Origin of the sequence: Acinetobacter sp. 10FS3-1 (genome assembly GCF_013343215.1) — a bacterium.
GTDB classification, from domain to species: Bacteria; Pseudomonadota; Gammaproteobacteria; order Pseudomonadales; family Moraxellaceae; genus Acinetobacter; species Acinetobacter lwoffii_C.
The window spans coordinates 1800439-1816011 of the sequence record NZ_CP039143.1; the positions used below are offsets into that span (position 1 = coordinate 1800439).

Here is a 15573-nt window from a genome sequence, read left to right on the forward strand (position 1 = left end):
AGCACCTAACAATGGCCATAATCAGCGTACTGCTCATGGCCATTTGATGTTTCTTTTACCCCTTATTCATCATTATCGGAACCGCAATGAGGCTCTAGATATAATGAATTAGCGATGTGCATTGCAGTAGACCTGTAATAGCGCTTCTGGCTTAGGCAACATGCTTTTGTACCAGGATTGAGCCTACAGAATAGCCCGCACCAAATGAACACAGCACGCCATATTCACCATCTTCAACTTCATTTGCAGTACGGTGTAAAGCAATAATTACCCCTGCAGAAGAGGTGTTGGCGAATTCATTCAGAATGATCGGTACCAGACCCGGTTTGGCATTTTCTTTGCCCACCACCAGTTTCAAAATCAGTTCATTCATACTGGCATTGGCCTGGTGCAACCAGAAGCGTTTTACATCTGTAGGTACAATCTGGTTTTTTTCCAGCTGGGCGGTGATCATTTTCGCCACCAGTGGACACACTTCTTTAAAGACTTTACGGCCGTCCTGACGGAAACGCTTATCATCAATATCTGCATTTTCTGAGAGATTCAGGAAACCAAAGTTATTGCGGATATTGTTCGAGAACTGGGTAAAAAGCTGGGTATCCAGAATTTCAAAACCGGTTTTAGTCTCTGTATCTTCAATGATGGAAGCGGTGGCCACATCACCAAAAATAAAGTGACAGTCACGTGAACGGAAATCGGTATGTGCAGAAGTAATTTCCACATTTACCAATAACACACGACGTGCGCTGCCCGCTTTGATCGCATCATGCGCCTGCTTCAAACCAAAGGTCGCTGCTGAACAGGCGACGTTCATATCATAGGCATAGCCCTGAATTCCCAAAGCCGTCTGGATTTCAATCGCCACGGCCGGATAAGCACGTTGCAGGTTGGAACATGACAAAATTACGATATCAATATCTTCAGCAGTTACACCGGCATTTTCCATGGCCTGTTGAGCAGCAATAACGCCCCATTCAGCCTGAAGTGAGATTTCATCATCTGAACGTTCACGTAAATTTGGACGTAAACGTTTCGGATCTAGAATCCCGCTTTTCTCAACGACATAACGGCGCTGTACACCTGATGCTTTTTCAATAAATTCTGCGCTAGAACCACGACGCGCTTCCAGTTCGCCTGCTGCGATCTTGTCGGCATTTTCGTGATTATACAGTTCCACATAAGCATTTAAACTTTCAACTAACTCTTCATTGGTAATGACCTCTTCTGGATGGAACAAGCCAGTACCTGTAATGCGGATGCCCATGTAAAACTCCTTCTCAAAATGACCTATATCTTAACTGATTCCCAGACGTTCCCATACTTTTTGCAGGCGATTTGGAGAAATGGGTGTTTTCGTTTTCATGGGTTGTGAAAACAATGAGATCCTTAACTCCTCGACCATAAAATACAATTCTTTAAGGCGAGCGTCATTTTTAAACTTAAATAATTTTTCCATCCACGGATCAATTTGGTCAATGGCGGAATCATCCCTCTGTAGGTTATTGGGCAAGCGCTCTAAACGCAGGATCAAGGCTTTCAAATAGCGTGGAAATTCCAGCCATACGTCGGATGGTTTCTGGTAAACAAAGTCAGAAAGACTCATCAAATCAAGCTGGTCCTCAATATCATCGATATTTTTTCCAAATATAGAAGCGTCGAGCACCAGGAGTTTACGACGAATTTCCTGCCATTGAATATAAATATCCGTGATCTCTTTGAGCGCAGCTTGCCCATATGTCAGGAAAGATTTTTTTACATCTTCCACTGTTTTTTGAAACTCTTGCACATTGACAGGCAGCTCTTTAACTGACATCTGCAGTGTGGCATAAACTAACATTTGCTCTAACTGGGCTTTGTCTCCCAGAGGCGAATACGCCAGCGCCAACGGTTTGGAAATCTGCTTTTTCAGCTGGCGAACCAGATCACCCAGCTGCATATGCACCAACCGGATAATTCCTTCCCGATGCTGTTTGACGGCCTCAGCCTGATCATTAAAGGTCTGAATGACCACACCAGATTCATCTTTCTGTTCCAGCACAGCAAATTTTTTGCTCGGCACCAGTGCCTGATATTGCTTCACCATCACGCCTGTGACTTTTTGCGAGGCTTCAAAAACAAAGTTTTCCGGGAAGGTTTTAAATTCACCTTTCAGCTGTTTGACCGGACTATGGGTTTCTGTACGGCAACGTGCTTTTAACTCTGTCAGATCACGGCCCTGTTCAATCACACGGCCTTTTTCATCTACCACCTTAATGAGTGGCAGCAGATATTGCTCGACCCGCTCAAAGCTAAAATCTTTTTCGCTGATCTGCTCGCCCCGTAACTGGAAAGCCAGAAAACTGAAAATATGTTCCTGCAAATGTACCGCATCAATCCGGGCGACCAGCTTTTGCGCTGTATCTGGAATTGGCACCAGAGCACGGCGTTTATCTTTAGGCAGGCTTTTTAATAGCGCTTCAATCAGCTCCAGACGCCAACCCGGAATACCCCATGACCAGACATTTTCATCGACTTGCGGCAATGCCTGTAATGGAATCTTCACCATCGCCCCATCTTCATCATGACTTGGATCAAAACGGTAGCTGGTGGCCAGACGTAATTCACCATTACGCAAATAGTCAGGGAACTGCTGTGTCGTCGGACGGTCATTTAGCCACAAGGCATCATCATCAACAAACAGATAACGCGGCTCATGTGGCTCGACCGTCGCACGCCAGTCTTCAAAGCTGCGGCGACTGGCCACTTCCGGCGGTACTTTCGAGGCATAAAACTGGTAAATCGTTTCTTCATCGACCACCAGATCGCGGCGGCGCAACTTGTCTTCAACCCGCTCCACTTCTTCCAGTTTGAGCAGATTATGCTTCAGGAACGGCGGATTGATGCCCAGATGACCCGTGGTTAAAGCATCGCGCAGGAAAATCTCGTGCGCTGCGGCCTGATCGACTTTTTCATAATTCACCAGACGTTTTGGCTCAATAATCAGGCCAAATAAAGAAATCTGGTCATAGGCATTGACCACGCCCGCTTTTTTCGACCAGTGCGGCTCAAAATAATGATGCTTGAGCAAGTCACGCGCGGCCAGCAAAATCCATTCTGGTTCAATCTTCGCCAAGGTACGCAAATACACCTGTGAAGTTTCGACCATTTCAAAGGCCATGACCCAAGGCGTATTGGTTTTATGTAAGGTCGAAGCCGGGAAAATACGTGCCTTTTGCTGACGCACCGCCATAAATACATTGCGTTCATCGGTCTTATTGGCAATGAAAGAGAGTAAACCAGTTAATAGCGCGCGATGCAGATTTTCATAACTGGTCTTCTTTTCATTAAAAGACAGCTTTAAACCTTTGGCCAGATCCACCAGCTGCTCATGGGTTTTCTTCCACTCCCGCAGACGTAACCAGCTAAGGAAATGATTACGTGCAAAACTACGGCGTTTATTTTCACTCATGCTTTCGCGGTTATTGTGCAGGGCTTCCCAGAGTTTTAAATAAAACAGAAAGTCCGAATCTGCTTCACGGAATAATGCATGTTTCTGATCGGCCTGCATCTGCTTGTCTGCGGGGCGCTCACGCGGATCTTGTACAGCCAAGGCTGCAACAATAACCAGCACTTCATTCAGCGCACCAAAATGCGCACCACCGAGAATCATCCGTGCCAGACGCGGGTCAATCGGCATTTTTGCCATCTGCTGACCGATTTTGGTTAATCCACCCTGTGTTCCCCCTTTTTTTAAAGCGGAAGAAGTCGCCGATGGCTTTTCTTCAGTCACTTTAGAAGAACCTTTCTCAGTCATCGCTCCTAATTCAACCAGCAGCTTACGGCCATCATTAACCAGACGATGATCAGGCGGCTCGATAAAATCGAAATTTTCCAGGGAACCCAGGCCCAGGCTCTGCATCTGCAAAATCACCGAGGCCAAGTTGGTCCGTTTAATTTCCGGCTCGGTAAACTCAGGGCGGCTTAAAAAGTCTTCTTCGCTATATAGACGGATACAGACACCTGGCGCAATACGGCCACAACGCCCCTTACGCTGATTGGCAGCCGCCTGGGAAACAGCTTCAATCGGTAAACGCTGCACCCGTGAGCGATAGTTATAGCGTGAAATACGAGCAAAACCGCTATCAATTACATAACGGATATTCGGAACGGTCAGTGCCGTCTCTGCCACGTTGGTTGCAATGATAATCCGTCGTCCCCCACCGGAAGGATTGAAGATTTTTTGCTGGTCGGCCAACGCCAGCCGGGCATATAAAGGGAGAACTTCGGTATGCCTTGGACCATGTTTCTGCAAAGTCTCCTGCAGCTCACGAATTTCCTGTTCAGTACTGGCAAAAATCAGGATATCGGCATGTTCAGGATGACCTTTTTCCTGCGCATCTTCAAAACACTCTTCAACGGCCCGAACCACAGCACGCGGCAGGTTTTCCTCAAAATCATCAAACTCATCATCATCACTGCCGCCAATGCTCATTTCTGAAATCGGACGATAGCGAACTTCGACCGGATAGCTGCGCCCTTCCACTTCATAAACTGGTGCACCATTAAAGTAATCACTAAAACGGTTTACATCCAGCGTTGCAGAAGTGATGATAACTTTTAAATCTTTACGACGTGGCAACAGCTGCTTGAGATAGCCCATGATAAAGTCGATATTCAGCGAGCGCTCATGAGCTTCATCAATAATAATGGTGTCGTACTTGGTCAGGAAACGGTCGTGGGCCAGCTCTGCCAGTAAAATACCGTCAGTCATCAAACGAACTATAGAGTCTTGTGAACCCTGCTCGTTAAAACGGACTTTAAAGGAAATAGATTCTCCCAGCTTTTCCCCAACCTCTTCGGCAATACGTTGCGAAACACTGCGTGCTGCCAGACGCCGTGGCTGGGTATGACCAATCAGACCCGTCAGCCCCCGACCCGCCAGCATCGCAATCTGAGGTAACTGCGTGGTCTTACCTGAACCGGTTTCACCCGCTACAATAATCACCTGATGCTGCTGGATGGCTTCAATCAGCTTGTCGGCATACTGGCTGACAGGCAGATCCTGATTGAGGTTAATCTCAGGGATACGCTCAATACGCTGCATGACTTTGGCATGCGATTTTTCAAATAATTCTTCGTATTGTTTTAGATTCGCATCTTTACCTTTTTGGAGTCGATTTAAACGATGGCGGTCGCGCGCCATAACGAGCTGATCTACATTTAAAGGACTCTGCACTGAGAAAACACCTAATATAAAAAGACAATAAACTGCTATTTTACGCTGTATTGCCAGTCAGCGGAAGCTTGGGATTTTTGAATATTTTTATAATTTCCTCAACTTGACCCTTGAATTTCAGGGCCTCAACCTTCATCTTCTTAGGCAGGCTGAAGAACTGATCTTTTGTCATTCAGTTATCATCTTTAGGTGATTGAATAGATCAAAAAATCAGATTTGGTGGAATTGTAAACTTTATATTAGTTAATTCGGTTTTTCCGATCTTAATAATGTAAAAATACTGTTTCAGCAATAACAAAAAATCCGTTATCCTTTTGGAAATTAAATACAAACCTCAATCATGGAGACAATGATGAGCTTAATTAATACTGAAGTTAAACCATTTAAAGCAACTGCATTCCAAAATGGTCAATTTATCGAAGTAACTGAAGCTGACCTGAAAGGAAAATGGTCTGTTGTATTCTTCTATCCAGCTGACTTCACTTTTGTTTGCCCAACTGAACTAGGTGACCTTGCTGATAACTATGCTGAATTCCAGAAGTTAGGCGTTGAAATTTATTCAGTTTCTACTGACACTCACTTCACGCACAAAGCTTGGCATGATTCTTCAGAAGAAATCAAAAAAATCCAATACGTCATGGTTGGTGATGCGAACTGGACTCTTGCTAAAAACTTCGACGTATTAATCGAAGCTGACGGTCTTGCTGACCGTGGTACTTTCGTGATTGATCCAGAAGGTAAAATCCAGATCGTTGAAATCAATGCGGGTGGTATCGGTCGTGATGCTCAAGAACTTCTTCGTAAAGTTAAAGCAGCTCAATATGTACACGCTCACCCAGGCGAAGTTTGCCCAGCTAAATGGAAAGAAGGCGATGCAACTCTTGCTCCTTCAATCGACCTAGTTGGTAAAATCTAATTTGTATTAGATTGAACTGATTAAAAAAACCACGCTTTTTGCGTGGTTTTTTTATTTAAAGATAAAAATTTTACATTATCCAGTTAGCCATGATGTGAAAGTGCCAAGCCATGATTGAGAACCTCTTTAAACTTACTGCGTATGAAAATTTTTCAAATCATCGCTCAAAGGCTCGACGCATCGACTTTTGAAATATCCAGCTGCTCATATTCCTTCCTCCCTGCCAGAGCAATAAAGAGGAATAGCACTAGCGCAAATAATGGCAACTATTGAAGGGTGGGGAAATAATGAAAGCATCGGGAAAATCGCAATCATAAAAACACATGAATGCCGCGATCAGTTTTTTATTTATATTTTCTTCTTATTAAACTCTAAAAGTATTAAAAAACATGAGGGTTTCTACACATTAATTCAGTAGCGTTGAGGTGAGATCAAAATCCTTCAGACAAGAAAAACCCCAGCATCCTGCCGGGGTTTTTCATATTGGTTGTTCGGTATAACTCCTGTCTTACCTTACTCTTTTTATGCCTATCTCTTGTTATTCTCTGGAATATCCTATTCCTGATAGCTCATCATAGAAAAACTTTAGTCTTCCAGATAGCCGTCAAAGGCCAAGTTTGATGTGAGTCAAAACCTACAAAACAGTCCCAATTCATCGACTAGTAATAAGAAATTCAGATCTAAGAATCTGAATCACCAGATAAAAAACCAAGATTAAGTGTTTTTAGGCGTTTTAATGATTGAATATTAGAAATCAGTTTAAAAATAGATGAATTGTTAAAGTATCTATTTTTAATGCTTTATAGCTTAAGCCTTCCCTTCCCACCCCAAAAAATAGATAAATAATAGACTTCTTTCATAAGTCATTTTTTACTCAGTTCTAAATTATAGATTCCCGCAATTAGATTGAATCTTAATCCTAGTCTTTTGCCTCGATTGCGATATCGTTCGGCAAGGATCTTGAAAGTTTTCAAACTGCCAAATACATGCTCAATCCCAATTCTTCTTTTATTGATTTCCTGATTATAGGTTTTTAATTCAGGATCCAGTTTACAACGCTTCTTTGCTTTTAATGGCAACAAGCTATTTGGATACACTGTATAAATTCCCTGATAACCCTTATCTGCAAGGATAAATGCACCTGCAGGAATCTGATTCGAGTTACGTTTGAAGAGTTCGAAATCATGTACGGCACCACGACTCGTACATAAACTCAGGATTTTTTGAGTTTGATAATGAATGATGGCCTGTACTTTGAAGGTGTGGGTCTTTTTCTTGCCGCTATAGCTTTTCTTCTGTTTTTTTAGGCCTTTGGATTGGAATTTCTGTGGCATCTACAATCACCACATTCCAGTCAATGCCTTCGCCTTCAGGCAAATGCTTGGGTAAATTAAATAAATTGGACTTGATTAAGCAGTCCTCTACATGACGTACGATTCTTGAAGCAGTGGGCTCTGACACGCCATAACTCGTCGCAACGTGAAATAAGGTTCGGTATTCCCGCCAATAACTTAAGCACAGGAGGATCTGATCCTCTAAGCTCAATTTAGGTGGTCTGCCTTTGGTAGGAACATGCATCTTCAATTGCTCAACCATTAAATCAAAGGTTGACCATGAGATACCGGTGTATCGCTTGAACTGTGTTTCAGAAAGCTTCTTTGAATCGATGTATTTCATCCGCAGATTATGCATGAATATTGAAAATTCCTCGGTACAAATAAGCAGCAAAAAGTAGATCGTTTTTTGATTTATGAAAGAGATCTAATCATCTTTTCATTATATTCAATGAAAGCCCCCCCTGCTCTTTGTGAAGCGTAGTTATAGTGATAATAAAGAACGATCGAGTAAAAAAAGAGAATTAAGCTTATGACATACTCAAATGAAAAAATAGTAAAAGCCCTCTTGCTTGCTCCGATACCCTTACTTTTCTTCACTGCATGGTTTTTTATCATGATGAATCGTGAATATGACTTATATTCTATTTTCGTTGTTTTTATAGGGCATGGTCTGGTTTATTTAGCCTATTGCATTTTAACAGTTCCTTTCAGCTTTTTACTCTCTGCGACTTTAAATCGCTATAATCTGCTTAATTTACTCACCATCTGTATTAGCACTCTCTTCATTGCCACGCCATTTTTTATTCTTTTCTCCTGGACTCATACAAGCCAAATTCCTGAGCAATGGTGGAAAATGTATAGCAATATTTCCACTATTTTAATGGCTCTATTTCCCGGCATCTGTTATTGGGTATTTCTTATTGGCCTAAAAGATAAAAAAACACAGCGTATTAAGCACACGGCTTAATCAAACCCCTTCCAATTAGGCTCTTTTATGATTTATCAGCTTGCACCCTATTGCTGGTAATGCTCAATTATTCAAAAACGTAAAACCTGGCCAAAGCGCCAAAGAAAAACTCATCTCACATAGCCACGTCTTGCTAAATTTTGTAGAATAGGGCTTTTCCTGCCATGGTGCGTTTTATGACTGCTTGGACTGCTCACGTTACTGTCGCGACTGTCGTTGAAAAAGATGGAAAATTTCTGTTTGTCGAAGAGCATACAGAAGCGGTTAGCCATACTGTATTCAATCAGCCTGCCGGTCATGTGGAAGCAGGTGAAACCATTGTCGAAGCAGCCATTCGTGAAACTCAGGAAGAAACCGGCTATCAGGTTCAGATCACCGATCTGATCGGTATCTATACTTATACTCCACCCATGTTTCCAGATCGGACCTACTACCGTTTCTGCTTGAAGGCCGAAACGATAAGTTATGATGAACAGGCTGAACTCGATACCGGTATTGTCCGTGCAGTCTGGATGACGCCAGATGAACTGATTGAAACAGCCCGTGCCCGTAGCCCCTTAGTACTAAAAGCGGTGCAAGATGCTCAGGCAGGAAAACGCTATCCTTTATCGCTCATTTACGAGCACCAGAATTCTCCCTTAATTTCAAATTTGGATGCCTAATCCCATGCAACAACGTGTCATCGTCGGTATGTCTGGTGGTGTAGACTCTTCTGTTTCTGCCGCATTACTTCTTCAACAAGGTTATCAGGTTGAAGGTCTTTTCATGAAAAACTGGGAAGAAGATGACGGCACGGAATATTGTACAGCCATGGAAGATCTGGCAGATGCACAAGCCGTTTGTGACAAGATCGGCATCAAGCTGCACACTGCCAACTTCGCCATGGAATACTGGGACCGCGTATTTGAACATTTTCTGGCGGAATATGCAGCTGGTCGTACCCCTAATCCGGATATTCTGTGCAATAAAGAAATTAAGTTCCGTGCCTTTTTAGACCATGCGGTGAATTTAGGCGCAGACTTTATTGCAACCGGCCATTATTGCCGCCGTGGTGAAACCATGACCAATGCTAAAGGTGATCAGTATGCGCCTTTATTACGCGGTGTAGATAACAACAAAGACCAGACTTATTTCCTGCATGCTGTGCATGGGCGTGAAATCAACAAGACCTTATTCCCGGTAGGTGAAATTGAAAAGCCGGAAGTCCGTAAAATTGCGGAAGAACTGGGTCTTGCAACAGCCAAGAAAAAAGATTCAACAGGCATCTGCTTTATTGGTGAGCGTCGTTTTAATGACTTCTTGAAGCAGTATTTGCCAGCTCAACCTGGAAAAATCGTCCTTGAGGATGGCAAAGAGGTTGGTGATCACCACGGCTTAATGTACTATACGCTCGGTCAACGCGGCGGGATCGGTATTGGCGGTATGAAGGGTGCAGAAGAAGGTGCCTGGTTTGTACTGCATAAAGATATTGAAAACAACCGTCTGGTGATTGGTCAGGGTCATGAACATCCACTCATGCACAGCACCATGCTGTGGAGTGAAGCCATTGAATGGGTTGCAGGTGAACAGGACATTCCTGAATCGGGTTTCCGCTGTACGGCAAAAACCCGCTACCGTCAGCCTGACCAAGCCTGTACTATTTATAAAGACCCGAATACACCAAATGGTGTACGCGTTGAATTTGATGAATCACAGCGTGCAGTGACACCAGGTCAAAGTGTTGTGTTTTATTCAGGTGAAGTATGTTTAGGGGGCGGCGTGATTCACCACACCAATGCTCCTAAACCGGATTTTATTGCATAAGGATAGTCTCGGCATGGCAGAGTTACCGTTTCAACAGCCTCAGACTCTGAATATTCGCCAAAATCGTGTGTTGGCGTTGGCGGCAGTTTTTCAGGCCACCCAGCTGACGCATATGACAGCGATGACGGGCCAGCAGAGTATTGGTGAAAGCGGTAACTTTTATTTTGAACAGTTGATTAAAGCCAGTTTAAATATTCGTCCCAGTGGTCAATCCAATACCCAAACCCTGGACTTCTTTAATCAGCTGGCCGATATTTCCCTCGGCTTAAAGGCTTTAGAAAGTAGCATTACCCAGCCCTTTAATACCTCGCCGAAATCCAGATTACCTAAACTTTCCAATACCAAACTTCCCATGTCCTATGCCATGGCGCTATTACAATTAGAAAAAAAAGTGTATAGCAATCCCAAGTTTGTTGAAATTATTGAGCAATCTCAACAGAAAATTTTAAGACAGCTCTCTTTCTTTGATAATAATTATATGCATCCCAGCATTATTGCCAATCTTGCCCAAACCTATGTAGAGACTGCCGGACAGATTAATCCGCGCATCATGGTACGAGGCAATGCTCAGGCTTTCAAAGATTCAGGCCATACCAACCGTATTCGTGCATCCCTGTTTACCGGCTTGCAAATGGCGCATTTGTGGCGCCAGCTCGGCGGCAGCTCATGGGGCATGGTCTTTGGTAAACGCAAGTTACTTCAAGATATTCAAAATCTGGCACGTCTTCAGTTTCAGGTGACTTAACCGAGCTGATGCGCTTTTCATTTTTCGTTTAATTCCAAGATCTAAGGAATCAATATGAACGCTTTAACTGCACTTTCTCCACTAGATGGACGCTATGCGAGCAAATGTGATGCTCTCCGTCCTTTTCTTTCTGAGTTTGGTTTAATCCATGCTCGTGTAACTGTTGAAGTGCGTTGGTTACAAGCGCTTGCAAACCATCCTGAAATTACTGAAGTTCCAGCTTTTTCAGCTGAAACAAATGCTGCACTGGATGCTATTGTTAGCAACTTCTCTGAAGATAATGCCAACCGTATTAAAGAAATTGAACGTACCACCAACCATGACGTAAAAGCGGTTGAGTACTTTTTAAAAGAACAGATTGCCCATATTGATGAACTGAAAAATGCTGGTGAGTTCATTCACTTTGCCTGTACTTCTGAAGACATTAATAACCTGTCTCATGCGCTCATGCTGAAAAATGGCCGTGAAGTGCTGGTCAATGCCATGCAGCAAATCATTGATTCAATCGTTGCTTTGGCAGAACAGCATGCCGAACAACCAATGTTATCACGTACTCATGGTCAAACTGCAAGCCCAACTACGCTGGGTAAAGAAATGGCGAACGTGGCTTACCGCCTTGCACGTCAAATCAAACAGTTCCAAAATGTTGAATTGCTAGGTAAAATTAACGGTGCAGTAGGTAACTACAATGCTCACCTTTCAGCTTATCCAGACATCAACTGGCCTGCTCACTCACAAGCATTTGTTGAATCTTTAGGCTTAACCTTCAATCCGTACACCACGCAAATTGAGCCACATGATTATATGGCCGAGCTTTTTGATGCGCTACGTCGTTTCAATACGATCCTGATCGACTTTAACCGTGACGTTTGGGGCTATATCTCTCTCGGCTTCTTCAAACAGCGTTTAAAAGAAGGCGAAGTGGGTTCTTCAACCATGCCGCACAAAGTTAACCCGATCGACTTTGAAAACTCTGAAGGTAATCTGGGTATTGCAAACGCTGTTCTTGCTCACCTGGGTGAAAAACTTCCGATTTCTCGCTGGCAACGTGACTTAACTGACTCAACTGTACTGCGTAACATGGGTGTGGGTTTTGCACAAAGCTTAATTGCTTTTGAAGCTTGCTCTAAAGGAATTGGTAAACTTGAATTGAATGCTGACCGTATTCTTGAAGACTTAGACAATGCTCAAGAGGTTCTGGCTGAACCGATTCAAACTGTAATGCGTCGTTATAATGTTGAAAAACCGTACGAAAAATTAAAAGCTCTTACTCGTGGTCAAGCCATGACTCGCGACATGATGGTGGATTTTGTAAATGGTAACGAATTAGAAGCTGTACCTGCTGCTGACCGTGCCCGTTTAGCTGAAATGACGCCAGCAACTTATACGGGTAATGCAGCAGCTCAAGCAAAACAAGTAAAAGAACTGATTTCTAAAATCTAAACTAAGTTAGATTGAAAAAAAACGAAGCCGAGGCTTCGTTTTTTTATTATAATTCCATCAATAGATCACTGAAAATAATAAGATGATTGAATATCAACTTAGCTTAAAACACTGGCTGAGCTTAGGTTTCTTCGCCATTGCGCTTGTGCTTGCGAGTATTCAACCACTCGAATTATTTGCTTATATGCTTCACCAGGCCGGTACAGTTTTGATGCTGATTGTCCTGCTGGTGAGCCTCAAAAAAATTGGACTCAGTTTCTCCTGCTTTATTTTTTATCTGCTTTTTTTATTGATTCATATGATCGGGGCGCACTATCTTTATTCTTTTGTTCCCTATAATGACTGGATTCAACAGCTATTGCATTTGGATTTAAATCAATTCATGGGCTGGTCACGTAATATGTATGACCGTCTGGTTCATATTGCCTACGGTCTATTGCTCTACCCTTTTTTCTATCGCCTGTTTCAAGTCTGGCTTCCTACACTGAAACCCAAGGTAATTTTCCTGCTGGTAATTCAATTTGTTATTGCTAGCAGTCTATTGTATGAATGGCTGGAATGGTGGATTGCCGTCAGTTTATCTCCTGAAGAAGCGGAAAATTATAATGGGCAACAGGGTGATATCTGGGATGCGCACAAAGATATGTTACTGGCAACCATTGGCGCCATCATTACTGGCCTAATTCAACTATTACACAGCAATAAAAAAGCACTCGATTGAATGTTTTTAATTCTCAATAATTTATTTAGCGGTGTGATTCATAGAGATCGTTTCACTTTAGACAAAAGCCAAGCTTGGATGTTGCAACTCGTCTAGATCCATCCTCACATGGGTTAAATCAGCCATCTGCACAGATTGCAAAACTGCCATCGGCTCAGTTGATTTCCCTGCTAATGCTCCCTCTGCTGCGGAGTCATCCATCACCCCTTTATCTAAATTCAGTGACTCTAAATCAATTTCGGTGTGATTAAACGCAATCTCATCATCGCGACTTAGCAGTGAATGAATATCGAACTCTTGCTCTTTAACAGCATTTATCTCAGTTTGGGCAGAATCGTTCAGTAGTAACTCTAAAGCCACAAGCTGTGAAGCTGCACTGGTCAGCTCCTCATTAACACCTGTAGTATCCGCCAATAGTGTTTCCGGGTCTGCAGCTTCTACAGTAAATTCAAATGCAGCACTTTTATTGCTGATATTTCCTGCAGAATCGGTTTGACTGAATGAATAGCTATATTTTCCAGGGTCCAAGTCAAGCTCAGGCGTATAGGTCCATTTACCTCCCTTCCCAGCTTCCACAGTGGCAATCGCTACGCCATTTTGATAAATGGTAATCGTTGCGCCTTCCTCACCTTTACCCTCAAAAACAGGAGTAGCATCTTGAGTGCTGTCACCAGAATCGATTTCCTTATCCGTATCATCATATACTTTAGATAAAAATGGTGCAGAAGGTGGTTTAGTGTCTTTGTCGATGCCTTCTAGATCAAACGGATCAGATTGATTACCCGCTGCATCGATAGCATATACGTCGGCATCCTCTTTATCAGTCAATGCAGGTGAGAGTTTAATTGTATAGTTTCCATCTTCATCTACAGTGCCAAAGCCCAACAAACTATTATCTTTAGTTTTTCGAATTTCAATTCTTGAACCCGGTTCTGCTTGACCGGTTACTTCAGTGCCTTGATCATTTAACGTTGCACTGGGTACATCGGGCGCAAGATTATCTTGACCTGCAATAATATCCATCGGTTTGGAGGTATTGCCCGCTGTATCTTTAACCATAATACTGGCTGTTTCTCCTTCTGCCAATGCCGGTTCTAATATGATTTCAAAATCGCCCTGATCATCGGCTTGGCCCTTGCCAATCAGGGTGCCATTGCTATCTTTAATTTCAATTATTGAATTTGCTTCTGCCTGCCCTTTAAGCGAGCTGCCATCTTCTTTGACTTCAAATTTAGGCTGATCAGGTGCTAAAGTATCTTGGCCAACTTCAACGCTACTTTCCTCTGAACGATTCCCAGCTCCATCTTCAACCACCACTTTTGCAATTTCTCCGGGCTTGAGTGCAGTCTTGACAGACAGGCTAAAACTCCCATCTGCAGCAACAGTCACTGGTCCTGCTAAAAGTTTTCCATCTGCTGTATATAAATAGACTTTTGCACCTGCTTCTGCCTCACCGAATACTATACTCCCGTTATCATGCGCTTGAGCATTGGCCGCATCAGGCGCAATGGTATCTTTGTTTCCTGTCACATCTTGTCCGTCTGACTCCTTCCCGGCCGGATTTTTTGCAAATACCTTAACCTTTTCACCATCTGTAATCGGGCGATCTAGAGTGATTTCATAACTACCATCACTATCTGCCTGTGCTTGACCCAGAATTTCTCCGTTGGCATCTTTCACGTAAACAGTTGAACCAGCTTCCGCCTGTCCTGTAATGACTTTTCCGTCTTCATCTAACTTAGTTGTTGGTTTTTTAGGTTTTATAAAATCGATTTGTTTATTGTCATTGCTATCGCCATCATCTTTAAATGCTACCAAATATGCTGCTTCAGCTGCAAGAACGGCCAGACCTGCCTTTAATAGCGAAGGAGAGTCATCTTCCTCTGGAGGAGTTGTTGGATTGGCAGTAGCGGTTTGCATTTGCGTATTGCTATCAGGCGCTACTGTTTCTGAGCGGACATTTTGCAGCTTTTCATTGACAGGCGTGTAATCAATAAATTCACCATGAATATCAAACTCTGCCTGTTCATATTCGCTGAGTGTGCCATTAAATAATAAAATATTATTTTCACCAATATCATCTATAAAGAAGTTTTCAATGACAATGACCTGACCATTTTTCAAGGTAATAATACAATTATTTTCAGCACGTGTGAGTGAGGCAATATCCTCTTTATACATGGCAACTTTTACATAGGAGGGCTGTATTAAATTGACCTTTGCAGTCTGTGAGTTATGTAATACAGTGTGGCTAGATTTTGCAATCACAATGATTCTAGTCATTTTTCCCTCGGTATTTTAAAGCTTTTTTAAGTTTACTGAATAATAAACAAGTATTCAGACAGCACCGATTAAAATAGCAAAATTACCATTAAGGAACAATTAAAAGTATGATTAATCTATTATTCCATAGGCAGCTTATTCAA

At 42.8% G+C, this 15573-nt stretch carries 13 protein-coding genes; 7 read left to right on the plus strand and 6 right to left on the minus strand.

Annotated features, from left to right (window positions below; genetic code table 11):
- Positions 1–151: 151 nt before the first annotated feature.
- From E5Y90_RS08540 to E5Y90_RS17580, 3 genes are read right to left on the minus strand one after another with little or no spacing between them, the layout of a single operon-like run.
- Positions 152–1264 carry a beta-ketoacyl-ACP synthase III gene (locus tag E5Y90_RS08540; RefSeq protein ID WP_151203889.1) on the minus strand — a complete coding sequence of 371 codons (1113 nt, stop codon included), beginning with the start codon at positions 1262–1264 and terminating at the stop codon, positions 152–154.
- A gap of 30 nt (positions 1265–1294) precedes the next feature.
- Complete coding sequence (gene hrpA / locus E5Y90_RS08545; RefSeq protein ID WP_174659979.1) at positions 1295–5215, minus strand: ATP-dependent RNA helicase HrpA; 3921 nt, start codon at positions 5213–5215, stop codon at positions 1295–1297.
- A gap of 40 nt (positions 5216–5255) precedes the next feature.
- The gene (locus E5Y90_RS17580) at positions 5256–5387 is read right to left on the minus strand and encodes a hypothetical protein (protein ID WP_257234968.1); all 132 of its coding nucleotides are present in this window, start codon (positions 5385–5387) and stop codon (positions 5256–5258) included.
- 180 nt (positions 5388–5567) lie between these two features.
- On the opposite strand from E5Y90_RS17580, the gene ahpC reads away from it, so the two are divergent.
- A complete protein-coding gene (gene ahpC, locus E5Y90_RS08550) occupies positions 5568–6131 on the plus strand; it encodes an alkyl hydroperoxide reductase subunit C (RefSeq protein ID WP_005097370.1) in 564 nt (187 codons plus the stop codon).
- Positions 6132–6994: 863 nt separating this feature from the next.
- On the opposite strand, the gene E5Y90_RS08555 is transcribed toward ahpC, so the two are convergent.
- Positions 6995–7465, minus strand: a complete 471-nt coding sequence (locus E5Y90_RS08555; protein ID WP_174659420.1) for a transposase family protein — start codon at positions 7463–7465, stop codon at positions 6995–6997.
- Complete coding sequence (locus E5Y90_RS08560; protein ID WP_174659980.1) at positions 7413–7823, minus strand: transposase family protein; 411 nt, start codon at positions 7821–7823, stop codon at positions 7413–7415. The genes E5Y90_RS08555 and E5Y90_RS08560 overlap by 53 nt, the downstream gene beginning before the upstream one ends.
- 174 nt (positions 7824–7997) lie before the next feature.
- On the opposite strand from E5Y90_RS08560, the gene E5Y90_RS08565 reads away from it, so the two are divergent.
- From E5Y90_RS08565 to E5Y90_RS08590, 6 genes are all read left to right on the plus strand, one after another.
- On the plus strand, positions 7998–8435 hold the full coding sequence (locus E5Y90_RS08565; protein ID WP_174659981.1) for a hypothetical protein: 438 nt from the start codon (positions 7998–8000) through the stop codon (positions 8433–8435).
- Positions 8436–8611: 176 nt separating this feature from the next.
- Positions 8612–9097: an NUDIX hydrolase gene (locus E5Y90_RS08570; protein WP_151203891.1), complete on the plus strand. Its 486-nt coding sequence runs from the start codon at positions 8612–8614 to the stop codon at positions 9095–9097.
- A 4-nt stretch (positions 9098–9101) separates the two neighbouring features.
- Positions 9102–10238 carry a tRNA 2-thiouridine(34) synthase MnmA gene (gene mnmA / locus E5Y90_RS08575; RefSeq protein WP_174659982.1) on the plus strand — a complete coding sequence of 379 codons (1137 nt, stop codon included), beginning with the start codon at positions 9102–9104 and terminating at the stop codon, positions 10236–10238.
- A gap of 13 nt (positions 10239–10251) precedes the next feature.
- On the plus strand, positions 10252–10983 hold the full coding sequence (gene hflD / locus E5Y90_RS08580) for a high frequency lysogenization protein HflD (RefSeq protein ID WP_151203893.1): 732 nt from the start codon (positions 10252–10254) through the stop codon (positions 10981–10983).
- Between the two features lie 54 nt (positions 10984–11037).
- Positions 11038–12426: an adenylosuccinate lyase gene (gene purB / locus E5Y90_RS08585; protein ID WP_151206080.1), complete on the plus strand. Its 1389-nt coding sequence runs from the start codon at positions 11038–11040 to the stop codon at positions 12424–12426.
- An 82-nt stretch (positions 12427–12508) separates the two neighbouring features.
- Positions 12509–13147, plus strand: coding sequence for a DUF2238 domain-containing protein (locus tag E5Y90_RS08590; protein WP_174659983.1), 639 nt, complete (start codon positions 12509–12511; stop codon positions 13145–13147).
- A gap of 57 nt (positions 13148–13204) precedes the next feature.
- On the opposite strand, the gene E5Y90_RS08595 is transcribed toward E5Y90_RS08590, so the two are convergent.
- Positions 13205–15430 (minus strand): Ig-like domain-containing protein, encoded by a 2226-nt coding sequence (locus E5Y90_RS08595; RefSeq protein ID WP_174659984.1) that lies wholly within the window; start codon positions 15428–15430, stop codon positions 13205–13207.
- Between the last annotated feature and the right edge of the window lie 143 nt (positions 15431–15573).

What these genes read in the sequence shown, in the direction of transcription:
- E5Y90_RS08560 (WP_174659980.1), bottom strand. Translation starts at nt 7,823, where the DNA reads ATGCATAATCTGCGGATGAAATACATCGATTCAAAGAAGCTTTCTGAA.
- hflD (WP_151203893.1), top strand. Translation starts at nt 10,252, where the DNA reads ATGGCAGAGTTACCGTTTCAACAGCCTCAGACTCTGAATATTCGCCAA.
- purB (WP_151206080.1), top strand. Translation starts at nt 11,038, where the DNA reads ATGAACGCTTTAACTGCACTTTCTCCACTAGATGGACGCTATGCGAGC.
- E5Y90_RS17580 (WP_257234968.1), bottom strand. Translation starts at nt 5,387, where the DNA reads ATGACAAAAGATCAGTTCTTCAGCCTGCCTAAGAAGATGAAGGTTGAG.
- E5Y90_RS08590 (WP_174659983.1), top strand. Translation starts at nt 12,509, where the DNA reads ATGATTGAATATCAACTTAGCTTAAAACACTGGCTGAGCTTAGGTTTC.
- E5Y90_RS08595 (WP_174659984.1), bottom strand. Translation starts at nt 15,430, where the DNA reads ATGACTAGAATCATTGTGATTGCAAAATCTAGCCACACTGTATTACAT.
- E5Y90_RS08540 (WP_151203889.1), bottom strand. Translation starts at nt 1,264, where the DNA reads ATGGGCATCCGCATTACAGGTACTGGCTTGTTCCATCCAGAAGAGGTC.
- E5Y90_RS08565 (WP_174659981.1), top strand. Translation starts at nt 7,998, where the DNA reads ATGACATACTCAAATGAAAAAATAGTAAAAGCCCTCTTGCTTGCTCCG.
- mnmA (WP_174659982.1), top strand. Translation starts at nt 9,102, where the DNA reads ATGCAACAACGTGTCATCGTCGGTATGTCTGGTGGTGTAGACTCTTCT.
- E5Y90_RS08555 (WP_174659420.1), bottom strand. Translation starts at nt 7,465, where the DNA reads ATGCCACAGAAATTCCAATCCAAAGGCCTAAAAAAACAGAAGAAAAGC.
- E5Y90_RS08570 (WP_151203891.1), top strand. Translation starts at nt 8,612, where the DNA reads ATGACTGCTTGGACTGCTCACGTTACTGTCGCGACTGTCGTTGAAAAA.
- ahpC (WP_005097370.1), top strand. Translation starts at nt 5,568, where the DNA reads ATGAGCTTAATTAATACTGAAGTTAAACCATTTAAAGCAACTGCATTC.